This window comes from Flavobacterium sp. N2038 (assembly GCF_025947185.1).
Classification (GTDB): Bacteria; Bacteroidota; Bacteroidia; order Flavobacteriales; family Flavobacteriaceae; genus Flavobacterium.
Genome location: NZ_CP110001.1, coordinates 1,749,486 through 1,774,937 on the forward strand (window position 1 = coordinate 1,749,486; position 25,452 = coordinate 1,774,937).

At 32.6% G+C, this 25,452-nt stretch carries 24 protein-coding genes and 2 pseudogenes; 17 read left to right on the plus strand and 9 right to left on the minus strand.

Annotated features, from left to right (window positions below):
- Positions 1 to 47: 47 nt before the first annotated feature.
- Together OLM51_RS08025 and OLM51_RS08030 are read right to left on the minus strand one after the other, a co-directional pair.
- A complete protein-coding gene (locus OLM51_RS08025) occupies positions 48 to 449 on the minus strand; it encodes a hypothetical protein (protein WP_264553802.1) in 402 nt (133 codons plus the stop codon).
- Positions 450 to 454: 5 nt separating this feature from the next.
- Positions 455 to 1,024, minus strand: coding sequence for a hypothetical protein (locus tag OLM51_RS08030; protein WP_264553803.1), 570 nt, complete (start codon positions 1,022 to 1,024; stop codon positions 455 to 457).
- Between the two features lie 151 nt (positions 1,025 to 1,175).
- Here OLM51_RS08030 and OLM51_RS08035 point away from each other — a divergent pair, with 151 nt between their 5' ends.
- The 15 genes and pseudogenes from OLM51_RS08035 (at position 1,176) to OLM51_RS08105 (ending at position 12,164) form a co-directional block, all read left to right on the plus strand.
- Entirely contained in the window at positions 1,176 to 2,360 is a 1,185-nt protein-coding gene (locus OLM51_RS08035) for a hypothetical protein (RefSeq protein WP_264553804.1), read from the plus strand.
- A gap of 31 nt (positions 2,361 to 2,391) precedes the next feature.
- A complete protein-coding gene (locus OLM51_RS08040) occupies positions 2,392 to 3,555 on the plus strand; it encodes a glycosyltransferase family 2 protein (RefSeq protein WP_264553805.1) in 1,164 nt (387 codons plus the stop codon).
- Positions 3,556 to 3,638: 83 nt separating this feature from the next.
- Positions 3,639 to 4,972: pseudogene (locus tag OLM51_RS08045) on the plus strand (dihydrolipoamide acetyltransferase family protein).
- A 206-nt stretch (positions 4,973 to 5,178) separates the two neighbouring features.
- Positions 5,179 to 5,948 (plus strand): annotated as a pseudogene (locus tag OLM51_RS08050) (exonuclease domain-containing protein).
- Positions 5,949 to 6,039: 91 nt separating this feature from the next.
- Entirely contained in the window at positions 6,040 to 6,651 is a 612-nt protein-coding gene (locus OLM51_RS08055) for a fumarylacetoacetate hydrolase family protein (protein ID WP_264553806.1), read from the plus strand.
- A complete protein-coding gene (locus OLM51_RS08060) occupies positions 6,651 to 6,995 on the plus strand; it encodes an Hpt domain-containing protein (protein WP_264553807.1) in 345 nt (114 codons plus the stop codon). The genes OLM51_RS08055 and OLM51_RS08060 overlap by 1 nt, the downstream gene beginning before the upstream one ends.
- A 219-nt stretch (positions 6,996 to 7,214) precedes the next feature.
- The gene (locus OLM51_RS08065; protein ID WP_264553808.1) at positions 7,215 to 8,468 is read left to right on the plus strand and encodes a competence/damage-inducible protein A; all 1,254 of its coding nucleotides are present in this window, start codon (positions 7,215 to 7,217) and stop codon (positions 8,466 to 8,468) included.
- 71 nt (positions 8,469 to 8,539) lie between these two features.
- Positions 8,540 to 8,776: a 50S ribosomal protein L28 gene (gene rpmB / locus OLM51_RS08070; RefSeq protein WP_008468080.1), complete on the plus strand. Its 237-nt coding sequence runs from the start codon at positions 8,540 to 8,542 to the stop codon at positions 8,774 to 8,776.
- Positions 8,777 to 8,803: 27 nt separating this feature from the next.
- Positions 8,804 to 8,986, plus strand: a complete 183-nt coding sequence (rpmG, locus tag OLM51_RS08075) for a 50S ribosomal protein L33 (RefSeq protein ID WP_017495179.1) — start codon at positions 8,804 to 8,806, stop codon at positions 8,984 to 8,986.
- A 73-nt stretch (positions 8,987 to 9,059) separates the two neighbouring features.
- Positions 9,060 to 9,212: a DUF4295 domain-containing protein gene (locus OLM51_RS08080; RefSeq protein WP_008468081.1), complete on the plus strand. Its 153-nt coding sequence runs from the start codon at positions 9,060 to 9,062 to the stop codon at positions 9,210 to 9,212.
- Positions 9,213 to 9,485: 273 nt separating this feature from the next.
- Positions 9,486 to 10,439 carry a signal recognition particle-docking protein FtsY gene (ftsY, locus tag OLM51_RS08085; protein WP_264553809.1) on the plus strand — a complete coding sequence of 318 codons (954 nt, stop codon included), beginning with the start codon at positions 9,486 to 9,488 and terminating at the stop codon, positions 10,437 to 10,439.
- Positions 10,440 to 10,445: 6 nt separating this feature from the next.
- Positions 10,446 to 10,625, plus strand: a complete 180-nt coding sequence (locus tag OLM51_RS08090) for a hypothetical protein (protein ID WP_264553810.1) — start codon at positions 10,446 to 10,448, stop codon at positions 10,623 to 10,625.
- A 20-nt stretch (positions 10,626 to 10,645) separates the two neighbouring features.
- Positions 10,646 to 11,242 carry a Zn-dependent protease gene (locus OLM51_RS08095; protein ID WP_264553811.1) on the plus strand — a complete coding sequence of 199 codons (597 nt, stop codon included), beginning with the start codon at positions 10,646 to 10,648 and terminating at the stop codon, positions 11,240 to 11,242.
- A 204-nt stretch (positions 11,243 to 11,446) separates the two neighbouring features.
- Positions 11,447 to 11,887, plus strand: coding sequence for a hypothetical protein (locus OLM51_RS08100; protein WP_264553812.1), 441 nt, complete (start codon positions 11,447 to 11,449; stop codon positions 11,885 to 11,887).
- The gene (locus tag OLM51_RS08105; protein WP_264553813.1) at positions 11,868 to 12,164 is read left to right on the plus strand and encodes a DUF721 domain-containing protein; all 297 of its coding nucleotides are present in this window, start codon (positions 11,868 to 11,870) and stop codon (positions 12,162 to 12,164) included. Before OLM51_RS08100 ends, OLM51_RS08105 begins: the two co-directional genes overlap by 20 nt.
- A gap of 108 nt (positions 12,165 to 12,272) precedes the next feature.
- Here OLM51_RS08105 and OLM51_RS08110 read toward each other — a convergent pair whose 3' ends face one another.
- The 3 genes from OLM51_RS08110 to bshC form a co-directional block, all read right to left on the minus strand.
- On the minus strand, positions 12,273 to 12,692 hold the full coding sequence (locus OLM51_RS08110; RefSeq protein WP_129052660.1) for a nucleoside-diphosphate kinase: 420 nt from the start codon (positions 12,690 to 12,692) through the stop codon (positions 12,273 to 12,275).
- Between the two features lie 221 nt (positions 12,693 to 12,913).
- On the minus strand, positions 12,914 to 14,185 hold the full coding sequence (locus tag OLM51_RS08115) for an acyltransferase family protein (protein ID WP_264553814.1): 1,272 nt from the start codon (positions 14,183 to 14,185) through the stop codon (positions 12,914 to 12,916).
- A 187-nt stretch (positions 14,186 to 14,372) separates the two neighbouring features.
- Positions 14,373 to 15,962: a bacillithiol biosynthesis cysteine-adding enzyme BshC gene (bshC, locus tag OLM51_RS08120; protein WP_264553815.1), complete on the minus strand. Its 1,590-nt coding sequence runs from the start codon at positions 15,960 to 15,962 to the stop codon at positions 14,373 to 14,375.
- A 272-nt stretch (positions 15,963 to 16,234) separates the two neighbouring features.
- Here bshC and OLM51_RS08125 point away from each other — a divergent pair, with 272 nt between their 5' ends.
- Positions 16,235 to 17,512: an MFS transporter gene (locus OLM51_RS08125; protein ID WP_264553816.1), complete on the plus strand. Its 1,278-nt coding sequence runs from the start codon at positions 16,235 to 16,237 to the stop codon at positions 17,510 to 17,512.
- A 77-nt stretch (positions 17,513 to 17,589) separates the two neighbouring features.
- Here OLM51_RS08125 and OLM51_RS08130 read toward each other — a convergent pair whose 3' ends face one another.
- On the minus strand, positions 17,590 to 20,190 hold the full coding sequence (locus OLM51_RS08130) for a T9SS type B sorting domain-containing protein (protein ID WP_264553817.1): 2,601 nt from the start codon (positions 20,188 to 20,190) through the stop codon (positions 17,590 to 17,592).
- 135 nt (positions 20,191 to 20,325) lie between these two features.
- Between OLM51_RS08130 and OLM51_RS08135 the strand changes: the two genes are divergently transcribed.
- On the plus strand, positions 20,326 to 22,536 hold the full coding sequence (locus OLM51_RS08135) for a B12-binding domain-containing radical SAM protein (protein WP_264553818.1): 2,211 nt from the start codon (positions 20,326 to 20,328) through the stop codon (positions 22,534 to 22,536).
- 1 nt (position 22,537) lies between these two features.
- Here OLM51_RS08135 and OLM51_RS08140 read toward each other — a convergent pair whose 3' ends face one another.
- From OLM51_RS08140 to OLM51_RS08150, 3 genes are all read right to left on the minus strand, one after another.
- The gene (locus OLM51_RS08140; protein ID WP_264553819.1) at positions 22,538 to 23,302 is read right to left on the minus strand and encodes an MBL fold metallo-hydrolase; all 765 of its coding nucleotides are present in this window, start codon (positions 23,300 to 23,302) and stop codon (positions 22,538 to 22,540) included.
- A gap of 122 nt (positions 23,303 to 23,424) precedes the next feature.
- Positions 23,425 to 24,111 (minus strand): response regulator transcription factor, encoded by a 687-nt coding sequence (locus OLM51_RS08145; RefSeq protein ID WP_264553820.1) that lies wholly within the window; start codon positions 24,109 to 24,111, stop codon positions 23,425 to 23,427.
- A complete protein-coding gene (locus OLM51_RS08150; protein WP_264553821.1) occupies positions 24,108 to 25,370 on the minus strand; it encodes a sensor histidine kinase in 1,263 nt (420 codons plus the stop codon). Before OLM51_RS08150 ends, OLM51_RS08145 begins: the two co-directional genes overlap by 4 nt.
- Positions 25,371 to 25,452 lie beyond the last annotated feature (82 nt).

Sequence of the window (25,452 nt, forward strand, 5' to 3'; positions counted from 1 at the left end):
TTTCAGATTCATGCACTGCAAAGAATTTGAAACCTGAAACAAATATTTTACCGAACTCTTCTAAAGGATATGGGACCATTCCGATCCTTATTATCTTTAAAAGTTCCTTCAAGCGTGTTTCCATCTTCAGATAAAACTAAAGTATGCGTTCCGGCGGTTGCCCAGCCTTCAATTGGCAAAGTTACATTTACGGTATAAGTAAGCGTATTTCCGGTTCTTTTTCCCGTGCCGCTTTCTACAAATTTTTGGCCTTTCCATTCTAGATAATGAGAGAAAATTATTTTTCCGTTATGTTCTGAAATGATTGCAACAGCATTTTGAACGCCGGAATTAATGTCTTCCCAAACGCCATTAATATCAATTTTTTGAGGTGTTGATTTTTTTTGGCTATAACCAAAATTGAAAAATGATAGGGTAACAAAAAGTAAAAGAAAAAGTTTTGTTTTCATGTTGGTTAATTTTGAATTAGAACAGATTTTATTTCTAGTGACGATCCTGATACTGGTTTATAGTTTACAAAATTGAATTTGCAGAGATTATGTGTGTTTAAAAGTCTTCCGTTGGCTAATCCGTCTTGTCTAAATTTTTCCCATGGAATTTTTAAAGTAGTAAATCTGTTCGGAGATGCTGGCAGATCTGTCATAGGATGAGAGCCTCCATGTACGCAGCCGGTTCCATCTGCATTTCCTTCGCGTGCTTGTAATTTTATAAGCTGAGTAGATTTGTAAATAATTGTAACAGAACCAGAATTATCAGATAAGTTTTTCGGAATCCCTTCATTAGTTTCTGATGGAATAATAGTAACATTTAATTCAATTTCTCCAGTTGGAAAATCTTTGGAAGTGACGCGAACAATGCCTTCTTTTTGCCGTACAGTGTTTATCGTTTCCTGATTCTCTTTGGCTGGACCAGCAATAAACCAAGTGTTTGATTTTACAAGATCTATTGATTCTAAAGAAGAATTACTATTGTAGTTTGAAACAAAAAATATAATTGCAACAGATGAAAATAGCAGTCGAATCATAATTAATCATTAGGTGTGAAAAATCAATATTATTTCTCTCAAAGATACTTTTTCTCAGCATTAAATTTTCTTTCTGTAATTCTTTTTAAAAAGATGTTATTGTCTTAATAAAATTTTAAATTTGTGAGAATCCATTCTTAAAGTGTTTTTAATGAATAGTTTAAAAATAAAATTTATCTTGTTTTTACTTTTCGTTTCTCCATTTTGTTACGCGCAAAATGATAGTACTTCTGTGGAAAGCAAAGATATTTTAGATGTCATTCAAAAAATCTTTAAAAAAAACGATACAATTAATGAGCGTAAGGATAGAAAACTGGCTTTTTCTTTATTACCAGTTCCGATTGGTGCAAATAATTCAAATGGACTCGTTATTTCATTTTTAACTACTTTTTATCTGGGCGAAGATCACGAAACAACAAATATGTCGCAGGTTTCTTTTTCTCCCTATTTTAGTTTTAGTAATCAATACGTATTTCCGGTTCAGTCCTATATTTATACAAAGGACAATAAATGGAATTTTATTGGCGATTATCGCTATTTGATTTATCCGCAGCTTACTTATGGTTTGGGCGATCATAATTCTAAAGAAGAAATGTCAACTTTAGATTATAAACAATGGCGGTTTTATCAATTTATTACCCGAAAAGTAGTTGGTAATTACAGACTAGGAGTTGGATTTCTTTTTGATAATTACACAAATATTTCTGAGGAATCATATATTGATGAAGAAACGGACTATGTAAAATACATGAATGGAGATTTTTCAGATGAAACCTCGTTTGGATTTGCTTTTCAGGGTTTGTATGATTCCAGAAAGAATATCGTAAATCCGGAGCAAGGATTGTATGTCGAAACCGATTTAAGAATAAATACAAGCGGTGTAAATGGAGATAAATGGCAGTCTTTGTATTTTGATGCCCGAAAATATCATTCCTTTAATAAATACAAACACCGGGTTTGGGCATCAAGAGCTTTTTATTGGTCTACTTTTGGCGGTAAGCCACATTATCTTGATTTACCAAGTATTGGCTGGGATCGTGACGGAAAAACAGGAAGAGGTTTTACTAAAAACAGATATAGAAGTAATGCGTTGCTTTATTTTGAAACGGAATATCGAACAGATATCACGCGCAATGGCTTTTTTGGGGCCGTTTTTTTTGCCAATGTTTCATCGGTTTCAAAATTGGATACTTATAAATTTGATAAATGGCATCCTGCCGTTGGAACTGGAATCCGAATTAAATGGAACAAAAAAAACAACAGTAATTTAGCGTTGGATTATGGGATAAGTAAAAACGATTGGTCTTTACGATTAGGATTAACAGAAAATTTCTAACTTTCCCAAAAATCATCAGCCCAAAATTTTCATGCAATTATCGGTAATAATTCTTAATTATAATGTGAGATACTTTCTGGAACAGTGTGTTTTAAGTGTTCAGGAAGCAATTGCTGTACTTGATGCAGAAATTATTGTTGTTGATAATAACTCATCAGATGATTCCTGTTTGATGATGAAAGAGAAATTCCCTTTTATCAAACTCATTCAGAATAAAGAGAATTTTGGTTTTCCAAAAGGCAATAATATAGGAGTAACAGAAGCAAAAGGAGAATATATCTGTATTTTAAACCCTGACACAGTTGTAGCGGAAGATACTTTCTTGAAAATTGTAGCTTTCGCAGAAGAAAAAAAAGAATTAGGAATTATTGGTTGTAAATTAATGGATGGAAACGGAAGTTTTCTTCCTGAAAGTAAACGCGGAATTCCGACACCGTGGGTTGCCTTTACAAAAATTTTTGGGTTGTATAAAATATTTCCTAAATCAAAATTATTCAATCGTTATTATGCACAACATTTAAGCGAAAATCAAACAGGAAAAGTGGAGATTTTGGTTGGTGCATTTATGTTTATGAAAAAGAACCTGTATCTGGAGTTAAATGGTTTTGATGAAGATTGTTTTATGTATGCAGATGATATTGATTTATCGTATCGTGTGCTGCAATTAAAAAAAGATAATTATTACTTTCATGAAACTACAGTTTTACATTATAAAGGAGAAAGTACAATTAAAGACGAGTTGTATATGAAACGCTTTCAGGATGCTATGAATTTTTTCTATCAGAAGCATTTCAGGAAATCATTGTTTTTTAGTTTTTTTATCCAAACTGGAACGATAGTTTTTTCATTTATAAAAATGTTTCAGGGCAAATCGAAGCAAAAAACGCAACCAGAAAGTTATATTTTTTATTCGGAAAATAAGTTTTTGTCTGAAAAATTACCTGTAATTTTAAAAAATAAAGTAGTCTTTTTAAATTTCAAAAAAGAAAAAATGGTAAATTCGTGCCTGATTTTAAAGGGTAAAAAGACAGAGATTATTTTGGATAATCAGTATGTTTCGTTCAAAAAATGTATCAAAATCATAGAAACTCTTAAAGATAAGAACATTACTTTTAAGATTTTCCCCAAAAACACCAATTATATAATTGGGAGTAATTCACGAAATGACAGGGGGCAAATTATAAAAATCAAGTAAAAATTATATTAAGTGTAATTTATATTTAAATTTTTCAGTAATTTCGCAATATGAAAATCAAAATCACCTTTTAGATTAACAATATGGCAAGATTTGAATTAAAGCTTCCTAAAATGGGAGAAAGTGTCGCTGAAGCAACTATTACAAACTGGTTGAAAGAGGTTGGAGACAAAATTGAAGCTGATGAAGCTGTGCTTGAAATTGCAACTGATAAAGTTGATAGTGAAGTGCCAAGTGAAGTGTCAGGAGTTTTGGTTGAACAATTATTTGGCAAAGATGATTTAGTTCAGGTAGGGCAGACTATTGCAATTATTGAGACAGAAGGTGATGCTCCACAGGCAGTACCAGTGTCAGAGAATGTAGTTCCGGCTGAAGCTGTTGAAATTGAAAAAACAATTGAAACGGTAAAAGAGGTTGTAATTGCTCCACAAGATTTCTCAGGATCTGAAAAATTCTTTTCTCCGTTGGTTAAAAATATTGCGAAAGAAGAAGGTGTCTCTGTTGCGGAACTTGAAAATATTCAGGGTTCAGGAAAAGACGGACGTGTAACAAAAGAAGATATTTTAAAATATATAGAGGATCGTAAATCTGGAATAGTACAGACGCCTAAAGTGGTTGAAGAAACTCCAAAAGCTGTTGTACAGCCACAAAAAGTGGTAGAACCTGTTGTTCAAAAAAGTCAGCAAGCGGTTCCTGTTTCTGTAAATGGAGGTGATGAAATCATAGAAATGGACAGAATGCGTAAATTGATTTCTGGGTACATGGTGGCATCTGTTCAGACTTCAGCACACGTTCAGTCGTTTATTGAAGTTGATGTTACAAACATTGTAAAATGGAGAGATAAAGTTAAAACAGCTTTCGAAAAAAGAGAAGGTGAGAAATTGACTTTTACACCAATTATGATGGAAGCAGTTGCAAAAGCTTTGAAAGATTTCCCGGAATGAATATTTCTGTTGATGGTGATTATATTATTAAAAAGAAAAACATCAATTTAGGAATGGCAGCAGCTTTGCCAAATGGAAATTTAATTGTTCCTGTAATTAAAAATGCAGATCAGTTAAATCTTGTTGGAATGGCAAAAGCGGTTAACGATTTAGGGAATCGTGCAAAAGCGGGAAAATTAAAACCAGACGATACGCAAGGCGGAACTTATACAGTTACAAATGTGGGGACTTTTGGAAGTGTTTTTGGAACGCCAATTATTAATCAGCCTCAGGTTGGAATTTTAGCACTTGGTGCAATTCGTAAAGTTCCGGCAGTTATTGAAACACCCGAAGGAGATTTTATCGGAATTCGTCAAAAAATGTTCTTGTCACATTCTTACGATCACAGAGTTGTAGATGGGGCATTAGGAGGAAGTTTTGTAAAAAGAGTAGCGGAATATTTAGAAGCTTTTGACGTAGACAGAGATTTCTAGCTGAATCATAGAATAAATTAAAAAACCGGGAAACAATATAGTTTTCCGGTTTTTTTTATTTGTAAGAAAAGTTAAAAATGAGGTTTTAATAGTCTTGCTTAAAGGTTAAAAACTGAAATTTAGACTCATTTTGAACAAAAAAAGTAAAATTAGGGGTGGGAAATTCGGCTTTAAAATTTACATTTGTAATCTTATAAAAATTAAAAATGGAATTAAAACTGAACAAACCAATTTGCTTTTTTGATCTTGAAACTACCGGAATTGATATTGGTAAAGATCGAATTGTAGAAATTTCGATATTCAAAGTTTTTCCAAACGGAAATAAAGAAAGTAAAACCTGGCTGGTTAATCCCACGATTCCAATTCCTCCACAAACTACAGCTGTTCACGGAATCACTGACGAGAAAGTGGCTAATGAACCAACCTTTGCAGAACTTGCACCACAAGTGTATAATATGATTAAGGATAGTGATTTAGGAGGTTTTAATTCAGATCGTTTTGATATTCCGCTTTTGGCAGAGGAATTACTTCGTGCCGGAGTTGATTTTGATATGAAAAATAAGGTTTCTGTAGATGTGCAGACTATTTTTCATAAGATGGAAGAACGTACATTAAGTGCTGCTTTGAAATTTTATTGTGGAAAAAGTCTTGAGAATGCCCATTCGGCAGAAGCAGATACAATGGCGACTTACGAAATTCTAAAAGCACAGTTGGATCGTTATCCGGAATTGGAAAATGATATGAAATCATTATCAGAATTCACTACCAGAAAAAAATTGCTGATTTTGCCGGAATGATTGCATTTGATCAGGATAATGAAGAAATATTTACTTTTGGAAAACACAAAGGAGCAAAGGTCGATAAAGTTTTAGAGACAGAACCAGGATATTTCAGCTGGATTCAAAATGCTGATTTTCCATTGTACACGAAAAAAGTCCTTACAGCAATTAAATTAAGAAAATTAAATACTAAATAAGGTTCTAAGGTCCTAAGATCCTAAGGTTCTAAGTTTGTAAACTTGATTTCTTAGTAGCTTAGGATCTTAGGATCTCAGTACCTTTAAAAGAATGAAAATTATCTGTGTCGGCAGGAATTATGCCAATCATATAGAAGAGTTGAAAAACGAGCGCCCAAGTGAGCCTGTTGTTTTTATGAAGCCAGATTCGGCGGTTTTGTTAAAACAGCATCCGTTTGTAATTCCTGAGTTCTCTGAAGATGTTCATCACGAAATTGAAATAATCGTAAAGATTAATAAAGTAGGGAAATATATTGAGCCAAAATTCGCTCATAAGTATTATGATGAAATAAGCGTAGGAATTGATTTTACTGCGCGAGATCTTCAAAGCAAATTAAAAGAAAAAGGGCTTCCGTGGGAAAAAGCTAAAGCGTTTGACGGTTCGGCAGTTATTGGTGATTTTTTGCCTAAAACTGATTTTGTTTCTATGGAAAATCTTAATTTTGAATTAAAGAATAATTCAGAAACAGTTCAAAAAGGAAATTCAGGGATGATGCTTTGGAAAATTGATGAACTGATTTCTCATGTATCACAATATTTTACATTAAAAATAGGTGATATTATTTTTACAGGAACACCCGAAGGAGTTGCAGCTGTAAAACCAAATGACATTTTAGAAGGCTTTTTAGAAGATAAAAAATTATTCAGAATACAAGTAAAATAATGGCTTTAAAGTACAACCTTTCGAAAGTATATGCACTTTCAGATAATGATCCTGAATTTGTAAACGAAATTTTAAATTTATTCGTTACTGAGGTTCCTGAGGATTTGAAACAAATCAAAGAAGGAATAAAGAAAAAGGATCATAAATATGCCTATTCGTACGCACACAAAATAAAACCAACATTAGATTTAATGGGGTTGAATGTGGCTTTTGAAGAAATTCTGCAGGTTGAAGCATGGACAAAAGCAGAAGGCAAGAAAAAAGATATTATCGAAACTTTTAAAAGTATTAAGGTACAGGTAAAAGAGGCGATAAAAGAAATCAAAAAAGATTTTGATTTGTAAAAACTCAGAACCGGCTGAATTCTTGTTGTGTTTTGCAGAATATGAATTCAGTCCGTTTTTTTTAAATTTCAGTAAATCTGATCTTTGTTCCGAAAGATTGAAAAATAGAATAATTATTTACTGCAAAATTATTCAGCATCAGTATCTTGCTAAATCGGAAAAATAAATAATACTTTCGAATAATGACTTACGTTACTGTAAGTAAAAAAATACATTTGCATGAAAGCAACTATCATAACTATTGGTGATGAAATCTTAATTGGTCAGATTGTTGATACAAATTCTGGTTTTATTGCAAAATCATTAGATCGAATTGGAGTTGAGGTTACTGAAATGATCTCGATAAGTGATGATAAAAAACACATTTTAGATACATTTGCCCAATTGCAAAACAAAGTTGATGTTGTAATTGTAACGGGAGGTTTGGGGCCTACAAAAGACGATGTTACCAAAAAAACATTCTGTGAATATTTTGATGACGAATTGGTGGTTAACCCTGAAGTTTTGGCTCATGTTACGCAATTGATAGAGGGATTTTATAAAAGACCTATTTCGCAATTAAATAAAGATCAGGCTTTAGTGCCTTCTACATGTACGGTGTTGCATAATCAAATGGGGACTGCACCGGGAATGTGGATGAAAAAAGAAAATACCGTATTTGTTTCACTTCCGGGAGTTCCGTATGAAATGAAATATTTGGTCGAAGAAGAAATAATCCCCAAAATAGTTCGGGAATATAAACGTCCGTATATTATTCATAAAACCATACTTACGTATGGGCAGGGAGAGAGTTTAGTTGCAGAACGTATAGAAGATTGGGAGAATAATTTACCTGATTTTATAAAGTTGGCTTATTTGCCAAATCCGGGGCGGGTACGATTACGCTTAACAGCTCGTGGAACGAATAAAGAAGAGTTGGAAAAAGCTATAGAGGATAATGTTACGTCTTTAGATGCTATAATTCAAGATATAATAGTTGGTTACGACGAAAATGAAACGATTGAAACGGTAATAGGAAAATTACTTGCAAAGCAAAACAAAACGATTTCAACAGCCGAAAGTTGTACCGGAGGAAAAATCGCTTCATTGATATCTTCTGTAGAAGGCTCTTCAAAGTATTTTAACGGTAGTATTGTTTCTTACGCGACCGAAGCTAAAGTCAATGTTTTGGGTGTTTCGCAAGATTTAATCGATCAGTATTCGGTTGTGAGTGCGCAAGTTGCATCGGCGATGGCTTTGAGTGTCAAAAAGCTGCTTAAAACAGACTATGCAATTGCCACCACTGGTAACGCAGGTCCTTCAAAAGGAGATTCAGATGCTGAAATTGGAACAGTTTTTATAGCTTTGGCTACTCCGGACGATATAATTGTTGAAGAATTTAACTTTGGCCAACCACGTGAAAAAGTGATAGATAGAGCAACTATTAAGAGTTTAGAAATATTACAGAAAGAAATTTTAAAAATTGTGCGATAATTTTTTGCTACAATGGTTTATTTTTCTTTTCTTTGCACCCTGATTTTGAATAACGATAAAAGATAAGTATAATGTCAAGAGTTTGTGACCTTACAGGTAAAAGAGCGATGGTAGGAAATAACGTTTCTCACGCTATGAACAAAACTAAGAGAAAGTTTTCTGTAAACTTAGTTAAAAAGCGTTTTTATCTTCCAGAAGAAGATAGATGGATTACTCTTAGAGTAGCAGCATCTACGATAAAAACAATTAATAAAAATGGAATCACTGCTGTTTTGAAAAAAGCACAGTCAGAAGGATTTATCAAATAATCTTTTCCTAAATAAATATATAGCAAGATGGCAAAGAAAGGTAATAGAATCCAAGTAATTTTAGAATGTACTGAGCACAAGACTTCTGGTGTAGCAGGAACTTCTAGATATATTACAACAAAGAACAAAAAAAATACTCCGGATAGATTAGAGATTAAAAAATTTAATCCAATCTTGAAACGTGTAACTGTTCACAAAGAAATTAAGTAATAATTAGAGATTTTTGTAAATCTCAAATGGTTTTTCATTTGAAGATTTATTGAATTTCAATAACATTTGAATCATGGCAAAGAAAACCGTAGCATCGTTACAAACATCTTCTAAGAGATTATCAAAAGCCATCAAAATGGTAAAATCTCCTAAAACTGGTGCATATACATTCGTAGAATCTATTATGGCTCCTGAAGAAGTTGATGAATTCTTGAAAAAGAAATAATTACATTTACATTATATAGAAAAGCTACTTTCATTCGGAAGTAGCTTTTTTATTACCTATATTTGTCTAGAATTTTATAGAAGCATCACAATTGGCTCTTTTAATCAAGGATTTCCGCTTTTAGCTGCAATCTTTTATTTTTATCCCGAGGTTTCCGGGCAAAATAGAAAGATTCTTACTTCAATCGGGGGTCGGATTTAAAGCAATTGATCTTCTTTGAAGATTTGGGTTTCTGATGATTCAGAAGTCTGGCAATCAAATAATCTAAAAAAAATGAGTTTTTTTAAAAAATTATTCTCTACTGATAAAAAAGAGACTTTAGACAAAGGTCTTGAAAAATCAAAAACTACTTTTTTCTCAAAGTTAAGCAAAGCCGTTGCCGGAAAATCTAAAGTCGATGACGATGTTTTAGATAATCTGGAAGAAATTCTTGTAGCTTCTGATGTTGGAGTAAATACAACATTAAAAGTAATTTCAAGAATAGAAAAACGCGTTGCCGAAGATAAATATTTAGGAACTGAAGAATTGAACTTAATTCTTCGTGAAGAAATTGGAGCTTTATTATCTGAAACAAATACAGGCGAGGCTACCGAATTTGATATTCCGAAAGATAAAAAACCTTATGTTTTAATGGTCGTTGGAGTAAACGGAGTTGGGAAAACAACTACGATTGGAAAATTGGCTTATCAGTTTAAAAAAGCGGGTCATAAAGTTGTTCTTGGAGCTGCTGATACTTTTCGTGCTGCAGCGATTGATCAATTACAAGTTTGGGCTGATAGAGTAGATGTGCCTATTGTGAGACAAAACATGGGAAGTGATCCTGCTTCTGTAGCTTTTGATACTTTGCAATCTGCAGTAGCTCAAAATGCCGATGTCGTTATTATTGATACGGCCGGACGTTTGCATAATAAAATCAATTTAATGAACGAGCTTACTAAGGTGAAACGTGTAATGCAAAAAGTGGTTGCTGATGCTCCTCACGATGTACTTTTGGTTTTAGATGGTTCAACTGGTCAAAACGCTTTTGAGCAAGCAAAACAATTTACTGCAGCAACAGAGGTGACTTCACTTGCAGTAACTAAATTGGACGGAACAGCAAAAGGTGGAGTTGTTATTGGTATTTCAGATCAATTTCAGATTCCGGTAAAATATATCGGAGTTGGTGAAGGGATTGAGGATTTGCAAGTCTTTAATAAATATGAATTCGTTGATAGTTTCTTTAAATAATTTATAATGAGTTTTTCTTCTTTAAAAAATATTTCTCCATTAGCGTTTTATTTTGCAAGTGTTGTTTGTTTTGTTTTAGCCAATGTTTTGAGAGATAATAGTCTTTCTTTTTACTATGTTTTATTAGTGCTTGGAATTGGATTCTTTTTTATGGGAATTTTAAAAAGAATGAAAACGAAACGATAATTTATTACGGTATTTTGATTATGAAATACGGTTTGATTATTTTTCTTTTTCTCGCGTTTTCTTGTAAAAATGAGAAAAGCGAAAGTAGTAATAAAAGTCAGAAAGTAATTGTTATACAGCCTTTAGGTGATTTTAAAATAGAAAAAGCCAAAAAGGTATTTGCAGAAATTAAAACTATAAATCCAAATGTAGTTTTACGAACAAATATTCCATTTCCTGTAAAATCATTTTATAGTCCCAGAAATAGATATCGGGCTGATAGTATTATTAAAAGCCTTAAAAATAATATTGGCATAGATTCTGTAATTGTCGGACTTTCACATTTTGATATTAGTACAACTAAGAATGATGTAGAAGATTGGGGTGTTATGGGATTGGGTTACCGTCCCGGAAAAGCTTGCGTTGTTTCTGATTTTAGATTATCTCCCAAAAACAAAAATAAGCAGTTTTATAAACTCGTGCTACATGAATTAGGTCATACAGCAGGATTGTCTCATTGTGCTGTAAAGACCTGTTTAATGCGGGATGCCAAAGGTGGGAATCCACTGGATGAAGAAAAAGAGTTTTGTCGTACTTGTAAAAGTTATCTAATTAAAGAAGGTTGGCAATTGATTTAAAATGTTTTACTTCAGCGTTAAATTAAATTCTAAGTAATAAAATAAATGGTACTTTTACTTTATAAGTTTACCTTTGTAACTCGTTAAATTCCTTTTAAAAACGGAAGCTTTAACCCTGACTAGCAGCATGCTTTTATGATCGGTTTTATTATAAAGGATGCGGTGAACAACAGGAAATAGCTTCTTAATACTATTATGTTTATTATGAAAAATACTTTTTTGATTTTGGTTTTATCACTTCTGTTGGTAAGTTGTAAACAAGAAATAAAACCTGCAGATATTGCAAAACTAAATGGTTATTGGGAAATTGAAAAAGTAGTTTTTGATAAGGGTGAAGATAAGGCATATGGAATGAATGAAAACTTTGATTTTTTTAAAATGAAAGGGACTAAGGGAACCAGGACTAAAGTAATGGCACAGCTTGATGGAACCTTTTTGACGACAAATACTTTTGAGAATGTTTCGGTTCGATTTGTTGGAGAACAAGCTTTTCTGGATTATAAAACAGATTATGCGAAGTGGAGTGAGGAGTTGATTTCGATTTCGGATAAAGAGTTTGTAGTAAAAAATGATCAGAATAAAGAATATCATTATAAAAAAACAGGACCAATTAATATTTTAAACGATGGCAAAAAGACTAAATAACCAAAGTACAATTGGAGCTGTTTTGCAGCAAATTATTCAGGTGAATAAATTACAACCCGGAATGGATCAGATCGATGTAAAGGAAGCATGGGGGAACTTAATGGGGAATGGTGTTAAAACTTATACCAAAAATGTAGTTTTGAAAGGAAGTACTCTTTACGTAGAACTTGGCTCTGCAGTTCTTAGAGAAGAATTATCTCATGGAAGATCGAAAATCGTCATAATGATTAATGAAGAGTTAGGGCGAGAAGTTGTTAAAGATGTTGTATTGCGCTGATTTTAGATTTTTAGATATAAAAAAAAATCCATTTCAATTGAAATGGATTTTTTTATTTGTGATAGTAAGTTCAGCAATCTGAAATCTTAACTCTGCAATCTAAAATTATTAGAATTGCTCTCTTCCAGCAAAGTGGAATGCACCTTCGATTGCAGCGTTTTCGTCGCTGTCAGATCCGTGAACTGCATTTTCTCCGATAGAAGTTGCGTATGCTTTACGAATAGTTCCTTCAGCAGCTTCAGCTGGGTTTGTAGCTCCAATTAAAGTTCTGAAATCTTCTACTGCGTTGTCTTTTTCTAAAATTGCAGCAACAATTGGTCCGCGAGACATAAATTCAACCAATTCTCCGTAGAAAGGTCTTTCAGCGTGTACTGCGTAGAATGCCTGAGCATCAGCTACAGTTAGTTGAGTTAATTTTAATGAAACGATTTTGAAACCTCCATTAGTAATCATTGCTAGGATATTCCCGATGTGTCCGTTTGCTACAGCATCCGGTTTAATCATTGTAAAAGTTCTATTTGTTGCCATTTTATTGCTTATTTTTAATTTTGTGCAAAAGTATACTTTTTTTATGAATTGATTTTAATAAATTCATAATAAAAAGATTGTGAATTGATGTTTTAGCAATAATTATTTTTGGAGTAGCATATAAGTAATATAAGTTCATTTAAATTACTTTACGGAGAAAACAGTTTGGTAAATCATTCTATTTTCTAAAATGAACTTATATTACTTATATGGTGAAATTTTTATACTTTGAATATTAATTTGTTTCTATAGAATATCCATAGAATAAACGTCCATATACCAACATAAACTAATGCGCCAGCTAAGGAAGCTGTCATTGGGTTAGTAAAGGACGGTGCAATCCAAAAGCGATATAAGTAATCTAAAAGATTGGTCTGTTCTTCCGGATTTTGTGGGTTTTGAAATTGTATCATTACCAAAACCTGAGGAATAATTTGCGAACTAAAAAAAACAATCATTGGGTTAACTCCCCAGATTAAAAATGGTTTGAAACCTTTTTTGTAATCTGCAATATCTATTATGTAATACAATGTTGTTAGAAATACCGTTGCTAGTCCCGTTGTATACAATACATAGCTACTTGTCCAAAGTGATTTGTTAATAGGGAAAACAACATCCCATATTAAGCCAAAAAAGATAAGTGCAGTTCCTGCTATACCCATTTTTTGCGCTTTTTGAATTTTAGTTGTATTAAGTAGTAATAATTGTCCAATCAAAAGGCCAATAATACCATTTACAATTGATGGAATTGTACTTAAAAGACCTTCTGGATCCCATGTTAGAGTTTCGCGGTACATATGACCTTTAAGTAAAACGCTGTCGAGCCAGGAAGCTAAATTGGTTCCTTTATCCAGATTTGCATCTCCAAATCCCGGAACAGGAATTAAAGTCATGATTGCCCAATATCCTAGTAGCAAAAATACTCCTGTAAGAATTTGTGTTCTTTGGCTGGTTTTTAAATAAAGAAGAGAAACTACAAAATAAACCACTGCGATTCGTTGTAAAACGCCAGGTAAACGTACATCATGATAGGCTTCGATGCCACTATAAGCCAAAATGAGATAAATAAGTAAAATAGAGAAAGCCAAAATATTTTTAACTTTTGAACTGAAACTTCCCATTAAAGCATAACCAATCATTATAGTAATGGCTAATCGGCCAATTAAAAGCGGAATCCCTTCAAGTCCAAATAACTGAATTTTTCCAAAAAAGTTAAAGAAAATACCCAGACAAAGCATTCGTAGAGAACGCACCAGAATTTTGTTAAAAGTGGTGTCGTCATAAAATTTTTCCGGCATTGCCAGAGGCACTGCAACCCCCATAATAAAGATGAAAAACGGAAAAACTAAATCGGTTGGCGTACAGCCATGCCATTCAGAATGCAGTAATGGAGCGTAAACATGTCCCCAGTCTCCCGGGTTATTTACTATGGTCATTAATAAAATAGTTAGTCCACGAAAGACATCTAGCGAAATTAAGCGTTCTTTTACCATTGATTTTGGGTAAATTGGTTAGTTAATAATTTTAAAAATCGCTATTTGGTTTAATTTGTAATAATGGAGAGAAGAAGGTGGTTATTTGTTTCTCAGAATTGTTACGTTTTATTTTTTTTTTTTTTGCCACGAATTACGCAAATTTTATTTGAATAATTAGTGAGTTCATGGCTGGTTTTTTAATTTTTTAAATGGTTATAATATTAAAATTCATTTCTAAGGGTTTCAATTTTTGCAATAAAAGCGGAACCAGTTGTTCGCCTTTCTCCAGATAAAATTCAGAAAAATTACTTTGACGTTCTTGCAGACTATTGTTCGGAAACAATTCACATTGTAAATCTGTTACGCGTTGTAATTGATTACTAAGCTTTCTTTTTTGAGCTTTTAGTAGTCGTTTTTCAAGATTTTCTAAACCTTTTTTCTGTTTTACTTCCTGCGCTTTTACAGCTCCTGAAAATGATTTGTCAGTTTGATTTGCCAGTTCATAAAGATATTCAAATTGTTTTTCCAGAATCTCTTTTTGTGGAGTTAAATCAATTGGAAAAGGAGATAGTTTATGTGTTATCTTATTGACTAAATTTGCAGGTTTTGTAAATAAATCGTGCCAGCTTAATCCTAATTTGTCGGCTTTTTGAGCTTGTTTTTCCGTACTTAAGAGCACAGAATTACGGACTAAAAGTATAGGAAAAGTAATGTTTACAGCTTCAAAGAATGATTTCAATTCTAACCAGTATGCAATTTCTCCGCCTCCGCCGATATAACATAAATTAGGAAGTATAATTTCCTGATATAACGGACGCATAATTACATTTGGACTAAATTTTTCAGGATTATTTTCCAATAATTTTAAAATTTCTTCTTTAGAAAATGAAGTTTTAGTATTATTAATGATGTATTTATTATGCTCAAAAATGATTCTTTCACGAAGATTATCTTCAATATAAAATAAATTAATCTCACGAGGATTTACCTGAATGGTATAATCTTTTAGTTCTTCAATTGTTTTTTGAACTGTTTTATAAGAAGTCTGATTCTCTAATTCTTCTTTTATATACGGAATAAATGCACGTTTTAAATAAGCATCATCAGCATCTAAAATCACCAAACCGTAAGCAGAAAATAAGCTATTGGCTAAATAACGCGTTGCATCAGCCAGATTATCGTGTTTTAGATATGCCTCTTCAAAAAGATTTTTTAAAGTGTTTGCATTCGAACTTGAACCTAATTCTGAAGAATAAATTTCGAAAAATTCAGTCAAGCCTTCAGTCGAAAGCCGGCCCACAGGACCTGTACTTTCTTTGTTCCATCTAAACTTTTTTCCTTTAAAATTAAAATAATTAATTTCTTCAAAGTCATGATCTTCTGTTGCCATCCAGTAAATCGGAACAAAATTGTATGTTGGGTATTTCGATTTTAACTCTTTGGTTAAATTAATAGTCGAAATGATTTTATATAAGAAATAAAGCGGACCGCTAAATAAATTTAACTGATGCCCGGTTGTAATAGTGAATGTGTTTTCTAAAGCTAAAAGCTCAATATTTTGTTTCGTTAAATCTGAAATTTCAATATTTTGATATTGTTTTTTTAAAGTCTGAACCAATGGAATTCTGTTGGTGGCATCAAAATTTAATTGCTTTTCAGTGATTTGTTTTTCAAAATTTTCCAGAGTAGGAAAATGATTGTATAAGGGGCGTAAAGCAGTTTTTTGATCTAAATAATCTTGTATCAAGGTCGAGAAATATCCTGAAGTTTGATAGCTGATACAGTCGGTAGGCATAATTTTAGATTTATTTTTGATAGCTGTAAATTTAATGAAAATATGCAGTTAAAAATGCTTTTAACGATTGCTTATGATTTGATTTCTGTTTTTTCTTTTAATGATCATAAAATGAGGTTTTTATTTTTGGTTGTAGAGTAAGTGTGTTTAATATAAAATATATGAAATTTGTTAAAAAAGTAAAAGTGTTTTAAAACTAGTGGGTATAGATGTGAATTATTAACAATGAAACTCTATTTTTGTAACCGAAAAAAAAGTTATATCTGTTTTACATGAAAAATGACCCAAATAAGAAGAACTCTTTAAAACATGTTCTTTTTGGAAGCTTAATCGGCACCACCATCGAATTTTTTGATTTTTATATTTATGCCAATGCAGCAGTATTGGTTTTTCCTCAATTATTTTTTCCAAGCGCAGACTCAACGATGGCTACGTTAGAATCGTTAGCTACTTTCTCAATCGCTTTTTTATCACGTCCTTTAGGGTCTGCTTTTTTTGGGCATTACGGAGATAAAATTGGACGTAAATTTACTTTAGTTGCAGCTTTGTTAACTATGGGAATTTCTACAGTAGCAATTGGTTTTTTGCCAAGTTACGCCAGTATTGGTGTTGCAGCTCCTTTATTGTTGATGTTATGCAGATTTGGACAAGGTGTTGGTTTAGGAGGAGAGTGGGGAGGAGCTGTTTTATTGGCTATTGAAAATGCGCCGCCAAATAAACGTGCTTGGTATGGTATGTTTCCACAATTGGGTGCTCCGATTGGATTATTGCTTTCCGGAGGTACTTTTTTATTGTTAACTGATTCTATGAGTAATGAAGATTTTATGAATTATGGCTGGAGAATTCCTTTTATTGCAAGTTCACTTTTGGTTGTAGTTGGTTTTTATATCCGAACAAAAATTACAGAAACACCTTCGTTTGAAAATTCAAAAAAAGAACAGGAAGAAGTAAAAGTACCTTTCCTGGAGTTGGTTAAGTCGTATAAAAACCAATTGATTTTCGGAACACTTGCAGCAATAACAACTTTTTTGGTTTTTTATTTAATGACTGTTTTTACATTAAGTTGGGCAACTTCAGATTTAGGAATTGTTAAAAGAGACGGATTATTAATACAACTATTTTCGGTATTGTTTTTTGCTATTTTTATTCCTGTTTCTGCTGTAGTGGCAGATAAAATCGGACGTCGTAAAATGCTTATTATAGCTACTGCAGCTATTGCAGTTTTTGGATTCTTCTTTTCTTATTTTTTAAGTTCCGGAAACATTACTTTAGTTACCACTTTTGCCTGTATCGGAATGTCTTTAATGGGATTCACTTATGGGCCTTTAGGAACATTTTTATCAGAGTTGTTTCCAACAAATGTTCGATATTCCGGTGCATCTTTGACTTTTAATATGGCTGGAATTCTTGGAGCTGCTTTTGCACCTATGATAGCGATTTGGTTGGCCTCTACTTATAGTGTAAGCTATGTGGGGTTGTATTTAACAGTTGCAGCATTTATATCCTTAATTTCGTTTCTAGTTATAAGTAGAGAGGAACATAAATTTTAAGAGTTTTTCAAACTGCAAAACTGCAAAGTCCGCAATTCAAATAGCGATTTGAATTGCAGACTTTGCATTATAAAAATCTATCTTTTCAAACTAAAATGACCTCTGTATTCTTTTCCATTTAATCGGGTTACAATAAACCAATAATCAGATGCAGGCAGTTCCTGATCAAGATAAGTTCCATCCCAGGAAGTATTTTTGCTTAATTCTTTGATAAGCTTCCCATATCGGTCATAGATTTTAATTCCCGTATTAGGAGCTAAATAAGCAAAGTCTATTGTCCAGTAATCATTGAAAGTATCATTATTTGGAGTAAAGAATTTTGGATATGGAAGTTCCTCAACAAAATTGATACAATCTCCGGTTGTAGCTTCCAAAATACTTATTGTTACGGGAATCCTGTCACTTTCACAATTGTTAATGGTTTGAGAAGCATAATAAGTAATTCCGTTTTCCAGTAAAGTTGATTCAGACAGATTAATTGAGGAAGAACTGCTTTCATACCACTTTATAATTTGTCCGTTGATTTTGATATCACTGATTTTTGCGTTTTTCTGAATACAGAATTGTTGTGGAGAATCTGCAATTGGGTTTTGAGTATCTTGTACTTTTACTGTAATAGAAAATCGTTCACTTTCACAATTATTAAGTGTTTGTGTGGCATAATAAACACCGTTTTGTAATAAAGTAGTTTGTGGTAGAATATTTCCGTTTGTTGCAGTATCGTACCATTTGATATGGGTTCCATTTATAGTTAGATTTTCGATTGTTGCCATTTGATCAATACAAAATTGTTGATTATTTTTTCCAGAAGGTAATTCGGTATTGTAAACCCGAACCAAAACCGGAGTTCTGTCGCCTTCGCAACCAATAGTTTGCGATGCATAGTATGTTCTGTTATCTTCTAATAAAGTAGTATTAGGTAAAGTGGCTGCAGAAAAAACAGTATCATACCATTTTATATTTTGTCCTAACATTTGAAGGTTGCCTAAAGTTGCATTTTCTTTTTTGCAGAATGCCGGAGTCGTATCTATTCTTGGTGCATCTGGAATATTGGTAACTTTTACAGTAACAGCTAATCTTTCAGTTTCGCAACTATTTAATGTCTGAGAAGCATAATAGACTTTTCCATCTTGCAGAATTGTTGTGTTAGATAAGACATTTCCATTTATAGCATTATCATACCATTTTATACCGCTAAGATTAGGGACTAAATCGGCAATTGTTGCATTTTGGCTTGCACAAAAAAGCTGGTTTTCATCGCCATCGGGTTTTGATGAATCACATGGACTAAGTTTAACAATGAAACCGTCGGATGAAACTACAGCTCCTCCATGCAAAGTATTCAATTTTTGAGTGCCGTTTCCGGGATCAAAATCACATTCCCAGTTAAAGTCTCCTAAGAGGTACATACTTTTATTTCTAATCTTTAGATCTTTTACAAGTGAGCGATAGTTAGAAATTAAGGTATAGGCTTTATCGAAATTCCTACTTGAATCAAATTTTATCACATAACCAGATCCATATTGAATCGTTCCATAGGGATTCTCTAAGAAAAAAGTATTTGGAGAAGGATCTACATCAATTTTTCCTGCAAAATCACCAGCTAAATAAATATTGTTTTGAGCATCACTTTCTATTTTCCACATTCTAAAGTCTGCCGAAAACTGTGCAACAAAATATTCTTTTAAATCTAGAAAATTCCCATTGCGGTCAAGCCATAGCAAAAACTTCTGTGAAGCGGTATTTACTATGTTGGGCGAAGGATCAACATCAATAGAACCTTGATAAACTCCATTACTGCCTGCTATAATAATATTTCCATTACGATCCAGATGAAAAGTATTTATACTTTGCTGTGATAATTTTTTTTCCCAAATGATATTTGCATTGGTAGTATTAATGTTTAATACAGAACACGTTGGAGAGCTTTGATCAGAACTGTTTAAAGCAGCAATAATATTTCCATCAGGTTTTGTCTGAATTGTGACATTAGATAATTGAGGAGTATCAAATATTTTTTTCCAGATGAAATTCCCTGAATTATCTAGTTTAAAAATGTATGAAGCAATACTATTCTGTGATTCAAACTTTACATCAGTACCATTGAAGTTTAAAGTTTTTGAGTTTACAAACCAGCCGCTAACAAGAAGATTGTTTTGATTATCAATGTCAAAGCTATTGGTAAAAAAGGATCCCGGATTTTTTATTTTAATTTGTGATAGTTCATTTCCGTCTGGAGAAATTTTTACAATAGTAATATAAGAGTCAATTTGATTAGGAATATGATCTGCAGTTTGTGAAAAAAGATAAATATTGCCATCTGGGCCTAGCTTTACTTTGTAGGCATATTGTCCGGATTTTAAGTTGCCAAATGTTTTCCCCCAGGCAAAGTCACCGTTGCTTTTTAACTTAATTAAGTAAATATCTCTGTACGGAGAAAATGGAGTAGAACGATTATCAATAATCTGAGTCCCATTTGGAGTAGGATCAAGATCATAGGTATAAGATTGTGCGACACCAATAGAATAAGAATTACCATTATTATCCACTTCTATTGATTCTGCTTCATCTGTTTCTTTATCTCCTATTTGTCTTACCCATTGAAAATCTTGAGCTTTACTAGTATTACAGAAGAATAAAGAAAAAAACAAAAAAACTAAAAGTAATTTGCGTTTCATAGGTTTGTTTTGGATAGCAACAAATGTAATTAAATATCTACAAAGCAAAATCAAAAAATCAAAACGTGCAGTTATAAAATCTTTCCCATAAAAGTCTACAAATATCTCGTATTTTTGCAAAAAAAATAATTCCCTTTGAAAACGAAGCTTTTTGTAATTACGCCTCCATTTACACAACTGAATACTCCGTATCCGGCAACGGCGTATATAAAAGGTTTTTTGAATACAAAGAATATAGAATCTGTTCAGGCAGATTTGGGTATTGATGTGATTCTGGAATTGTTTTCTAAAAAAGGGCTTTTAGAGTTGTTTCAGGTTTCAAGTTTCAGGTTTGATGTTGTTGGAAATACGATTTCAGATAATTCAAAACGTATTTTTGCTCTTCAAGACGAATACACCAAAACGATTGATCCCGTAATTCAGTTTTTGCAAGGGAAAAATCCAACTTTGGCCTTGCAGATTTGTCAGGAGGATTTTCTGCCCGAAGCTTCCCGTTTTGCGCAGCTTGAAGAACTTGACTGGGCATTTGGTACAATGGGAACGCAGGACAAAGCAAAACATTTGGCTACTTTATATCTCGAAGATATTTCGGATTTTATTGTAGAATGCGTCGATGAAAATTTTGGTTTCAGCCGATATGCTGAACGTTTGGGACGAAGTGCCAATTCTTTTGATGAATTGTACGAAGCTTTACAACAAGAGCCAACTTACATTGATTCAATTTTAATTTCGCTTTTAAAGGCTAAAATAGAAGTTGTAAAGCCTACTTTGTTTTTGATTTCTGTCCCTTTTCCCGGGAATTTATATAGTGCCTTTCGATGTGCACAATGGGTAAAAGAAAATCATCCCGAAATTAAAATTTCAATGGGTGGTGGTTTCCCAAATACAGAATTGCGCTCACTTTCGGATAAACGTGTTTTTGAATTCTTCGATTTTATAACTTTAGATGATGGCGAAGTTCCAATTGAGGAATTAATTTTCAATTTAGAAAATCCAAGTTCTGATTCCTATAAAAGAACATTTTTATTAGAAAATGGAGAAGTTATTTACAAGAATAATTCCCTAAAGCACGATTACAAACAAGCTTATGTTGGAACACCGGATTATTCAGATTTGCCTTTGGATAAATATATTTCGGTTATCGAAATTGTAAATCCAATGCATAGAATGTGGAGTGACGGACGTTGGAATAAACTTACCATGGCACACGGTTGTTATTGGGGGAAATGTACTTTCTGTGATATTTCATTAGATTATATCAAAGTTTACGAACCCGTTGCAGCAAGTTTGCTTTGTGACCGAATCGAAGAATTAATAGAGAAGACAGGTCAAAACGGATTTCACTTTGTAGATGAAGCTGCGCCACCGGCTTTAATGCGTGCTTTGGCACTTGAAATTTTAAAGCGAAAACTGGCAGTAACCTGGTGGACTAACATTCGATTTGAAAAAAGCTTTTCTAAAGATTTATGTTTATTGCTAAAAGCTTCCGGCTGTATTGCAGTTTCCGGTGGTTTAGAGGTAGCTTCAGACCGATTATTGAAATTAATAGACAAAGGTGTTACAGTCGAACAAGTTGCAAAAGTGACCCGAAATTTTACCGAAGCAGGAGTGATGGTACATGCGTATTTAATGTACGGATATCCAACACAAACGATTCAGGAAACAATAGACAGTCTCGAAATGGTTCGTCAATTGTTTGAGGCCGGAGTTTTACAATCTGGTTTTTGGCATCAATTTGCGTTAACTGCTCATAGTCCGGTTGGACTGTATCCGGAACAATTTGGGGTAACAAAAAAAACAGAAGCTATTGGAACTTTTGCCAATAACGATATTGAATATACCGATTCAACAGGGATCAATCACGATAAATTCAGTTTTGGATTAAAAAAATCACTTTTCAATTTCATGCACGGCATCTGTTTTGATTACGAATTGCAAGATTGGTTTGATTTTAAAATTCCAAAAACAAAAATCCATCCTGATTTTATTTTTAATGCTTTAGAAGAGCAAAATGATTTCAACACAAAGCCAAATGCAAAAGTAGTCTGGCTTGGCGGAAAACCGTCAATAGATATTTTTACAAAATCCAAAAAAGGCAGAAGTTGGGAAATGATGTCGTTGACTTTTCATGATAAAAAAGAAAGTTTTACCATTCAAACCAGCAAGGACGAGGGGGAATGGCTACAATCTATTTTGACAAATATTTCGGTTTCGGGTGTGAAAAATTACACTTTTCAGGAAGTCAAAAATGATTTCGAAAGTCGGGCTTCACTGGAAGATTTTGAATTGTTTTGGTATTCAAAACCTGTAAATACGTTGCGCGAATTTGGACTATTGGTTTTGTAAACTAATATTCAACTGCAGATCCATCATTTGGAATAGCAGTTTTAGATAAAAGATCATTTTCTAAAAGAGCCTTTTTTAATTCTTCCCGAGTGGTCGGACAATGGTTTAAAGCTTCAAGATGATTGGCAAAAACCTTTCCCGGAGCAAGTGCAGTAAATTTCAAAATATCATTCATTCGCATTAACAAGGGTTGTCCAAAATCTAATCTTGCTGTGCCACAGGCAACGGTCGCAATATCTGGTTTGAGTTCAATTAATGCTTTTTGTACATCATCAGTAAATATAGTATCAGAACTTATGTAAATAGATTTTTCATTGGCAAGTTCAATATAAAACCCCATTACATTTCCCATAAGTTTAGCAATGAATCCATAACCATGAAGAGCAGGAATTCCAATAATTTTCCCGTCAAGAAAAGGCTGTGGCTCCCAATAATTAAGAGTCTGAACAATATTTAAACCTCTTTTCGAAAGTTCTTTTTCATCTTTTATACTGCAAATAACAGCGATGCTTTTTCGTCTTAAAAAAACTTCTCCCGCTTTATCAATATGATCCGGATGTAAATGTGTAATTAAGCAGTGCGTTACTTTACTCAAAATTTCTCTACTGTTTTTGGGTAAAGCTACAAGCGGATTTCTTTTAGGTTTGTAACGAAAGATTGTAAAAGGCGAAATTGTTTTTCTCTTTCCTAACATCGGATCAACTAAAATTACATGCTGATCTGTTTCAATTACTAAGGTAGCATTTCGCAAATGATGTATTTTCATATCTGACAAAATTAGAACTTAAAAATACAAAGATTTTCTAAAATGCATTTACACATTTTTCTTTATTTTTAACAGAATTGTTAATATTTAAGATTTCAGTTGCGTCAGAAAATATGGTGTTGTTATTCAATAGAAAATCGAAACCCAATCCCATGTAAGTTTTCAATAGAAATACCCTTTTCATGTGTTAGAATCTTGCGAAGACGCGAAATAAATACATCTAAACTCCTCCCCATAAAATAGTCATCAGTTCCCCAAAGTGCAGTTAAGATTTGTTCTCTTTTTAAAACTAAATTTTTATTGTCAAGGAAAAGTTTCAGTAATTCAGCTTCACGCTGGGTTAATCCAATTTTTTCGTCAGTATTAAAAAGAATAAAATTTTTAGTATCAAATTGATATTTGCCAATTTCATACACTGATTTTTCGACTTTATTATTTTTATGAGAACGTTTCAGGAAAACCTCAATCTTCAGCATCAACTCTTCAATGCTAAAAGGTTTCACCAAATAATCATCGGCACCTAAGCGTAAACCTTTAATACGGTCTTCTTTTAATGTCTTTGCCGAAAGGAAAATGATTGGAATGTCGGTATCAAGTTTTCTAATTTCTGAGGCCAATTCAAAACCGTCCATTTTTGGCATCATAATATCCAGGATGCAAATGTCAAAACTTTCTTTTTTAAAGACTTCTAAACCCAATTTTCCGTCACAACAATGTATTACCTCATAATTGTTTTGTTCCAGATTATCTTTAGTCAAAAAAGCTAAAGTTTCATCATCTTCGGTATAAAGTATTTTGAATTGTTTCATTTTTTGTAAGGAATTGACAATGTTACGGTAATGCCGCTTTCAGTATTGTTTTCAGCTTTTATTTTCCAGTTTTGAAGGGTGCAAATTTCTTTTACATAATACAAACCAAGTCCAAAACCATTTACTTCATTACTTTTCTCGTTCTGGGCTCTGTAAAACTTATCAAAGATAAACGAAATATTTTTAGAAGAAATTCCAATACCATTATCTTTAAAGGCCAGTTTTAAAACCTGATTTGTGGTTGTAATGTGAATAATGATTTCTGGCTTTTCTACACTATACTTTACAGCGTTATCGAGTAGATTATAAACTAGATTGGCAAAATGAAAAGAGTCGGTCTCAATTTGATATTGATCGGAATCGGTTTCAATATTTATAAAAGCATCCGGATATTTTAATTGAATGTTTTGAATCGTTTCTTCAATAATCGGAACAATTAAAACAGTTTCTTTTTTTAATTCCAAAGGAGCATAATCTGATTTGGCAATATTCAAAATCTTCTCAATATGATTATTCAGTTTATTGCTCTGATTGATTATAATATCAGTATAAGTATGCAGTTTTTTATCTTCCTTAATTGGATTTTGTTCTATTAAGTATTTTGATGCAATTAAAATTGAAGATAAAGGTGTTTTAAACTCATGCGTCATATTATTGATAAAATCCCGTTGCAATTCAGAGTATTTTTTTTGCTGTAAAAGTTTAAAAATCGAATACACATAAATTAATAAAATCAAAATTAAAGCAGTCGAAAGCACAAACCAAAAACGCATTGAACTGAATAAGTAAGTCGTTTCATTTGGAAAACGAACGGCAAAGTAGTAAACAAGATTTTTATGTTTAGGAAAAGTAACTGTCTTTTTTGCTTTTGCTTTTTGAGACAAAGAAATATAATTTCCATACACCATTTCATCGCTTTGGCAATTGTACATCGCATATTCAAAATCAGTTGTAATATTCATTTTTTTGAATTCTGATCTTAAATAAAATTCTAAAATATCGGGTTCAAACTCATTGTCGATGTTTACAATATAATAATCGTTAGAAACTTTTCGAACAGGATTTTGACACGATGGCTCGTGATCTTTTCCTTCATATAATTTTCTGGCAACTTCAAGCAGTGCGATGTGGGCTTTCTGGCTCAGTTTTTTTTGTTCTAATGTAAAAGCTTCTTTTGTCCAAAGCAATTGCGCTACCAAAATGCTTATAATGGCAATTAATCCGAGGAGGATGATACTGTTAAGTCTGTTAATTTTCAAGAAAAAGGCATTTTAAAAGTGTAATATTAATCATTTTTAAGGCTAAAATAAGCGATTAACAAGTCATTAACAAAGATTTGAA

What these genes read in the sequence shown, in the direction of transcription:
- OLM51_RS08090 (WP_264553810.1), top strand. Translation starts at nt 10,446, where the DNA reads ATGAGTTTTTCTTCTTTAAAAAATATTTCTCCATTAGCGTTTTATTTT.
- OLM51_RS08065 (WP_264553808.1), top strand. Translation starts at nt 7,215, where the DNA reads ATGAAAGCAACTATCATAACTATTGGTGATGAAATCTTAATTGGTCAG.
- OLM51_RS08140 (WP_264553819.1), bottom strand. Translation starts at nt 23,302, where the DNA reads ATGAAAATACATCATTTGCGAAATGCTACCTTAGTAATTGAAACAGAT.
- ftsY (WP_264553809.1), top strand. Translation starts at nt 9,486, where the DNA reads ATGAGTTTTTTTAAAAAATTATTCTCTACTGATAAAAAAGAGACTTTA.
- OLM51_RS08040 (WP_264553805.1), top strand. Translation starts at nt 2,392, where the DNA reads ATGCAATTATCGGTAATAATTCTTAATTATAATGTGAGATACTTTCTG.
- rpmB (WP_008468080.1), top strand. Translation starts at nt 8,540, where the DNA reads ATGTCAAGAGTTTGTGACCTTACAGGTAAAAGAGCGATGGTAGGAAAT.
- OLM51_RS08055 (WP_264553806.1), top strand. Translation starts at nt 6,040, where the DNA reads ATGAAAATTATCTGTGTCGGCAGGAATTATGCCAATCATATAGAAGAG.
- OLM51_RS08125 (WP_264553816.1), top strand. Translation starts at nt 16,235, where the DNA reads ATGAAAAATGACCCAAATAAGAAGAACTCTTTAAAACATGTTCTTTTT.
- OLM51_RS08035 (WP_264553804.1), top strand. Translation starts at nt 1,176, where the DNA reads ATGAATAGTTTAAAAATAAAATTTATCTTGTTTTTACTTTTCGTTTCT.
- OLM51_RS08080 (WP_008468081.1), top strand. Translation starts at nt 9,060, where the DNA reads ATGGCAAAGAAAACCGTAGCATCGTTACAAACATCTTCTAAGAGATTA.
- OLM51_RS08130 (WP_264553817.1), bottom strand. Translation starts at nt 20,190, where the DNA reads ATGAAACGCAAATTACTTTTAGTTTTTTTGTTTTTTTCTTTATTCTTC.
- OLM51_RS08060 (WP_264553807.1), top strand. Translation starts at nt 6,651, where the DNA reads ATGGCTTTAAAGTACAACCTTTCGAAAGTATATGCACTTTCAGATAAT.
- OLM51_RS08030 (WP_264553803.1), bottom strand. Translation starts at nt 1,024, where the DNA reads ATGATTCGACTGCTATTTTCATCTGTTGCAATTATATTTTTTGTTTCA.
- OLM51_RS08145 (WP_264553820.1), bottom strand. Translation starts at nt 24,111, where the DNA reads ATGAAACAATTCAAAATACTTTATACCGAAGATGATGAAACTTTAGCT.
- OLM51_RS08110 (WP_129052660.1), bottom strand. Translation starts at nt 12,692, where the DNA reads ATGGCAACAAATAGAACTTTTACAATGATTAAACCGGATGCTGTAGCA.
- bshC (WP_264553815.1), bottom strand. Translation starts at nt 15,962, where the DNA reads ATGCCTACCGACTGTATCAGCTATCAAACTTCAGGATATTTCTCGACC.
- rpmG (WP_017495179.1), top strand. Translation starts at nt 8,804, where the DNA reads ATGGCAAAGAAAGGTAATAGAATCCAAGTAATTTTAGAATGTACTGAG.
- OLM51_RS08105 (WP_264553813.1), top strand. Translation starts at nt 11,868, where the DNA reads ATGGCAAAAAGACTAAATAACCAAAGTACAATTGGAGCTGTTTTGCAG.
- OLM51_RS08025 (WP_264553802.1), bottom strand. Translation starts at nt 449, where the DNA reads ATGAAAACAAAACTTTTTCTTTTACTTTTTGTTACCCTATCATTTTTC.
- OLM51_RS08100 (WP_264553812.1), top strand. Translation starts at nt 11,447, where the DNA reads ATGAAAAATACTTTTTTGATTTTGGTTTTATCACTTCTGTTGGTAAGT.
- OLM51_RS08115 (WP_264553814.1), bottom strand. Translation starts at nt 14,185, where the DNA reads ATGGTAAAAGAACGCTTAATTTCGCTAGATGTCTTTCGTGGACTAACT.
- OLM51_RS08095 (WP_264553811.1), top strand. Translation starts at nt 10,646, where the DNA reads ATGAAATACGGTTTGATTATTTTTCTTTTTCTCGCGTTTTCTTGTAAA.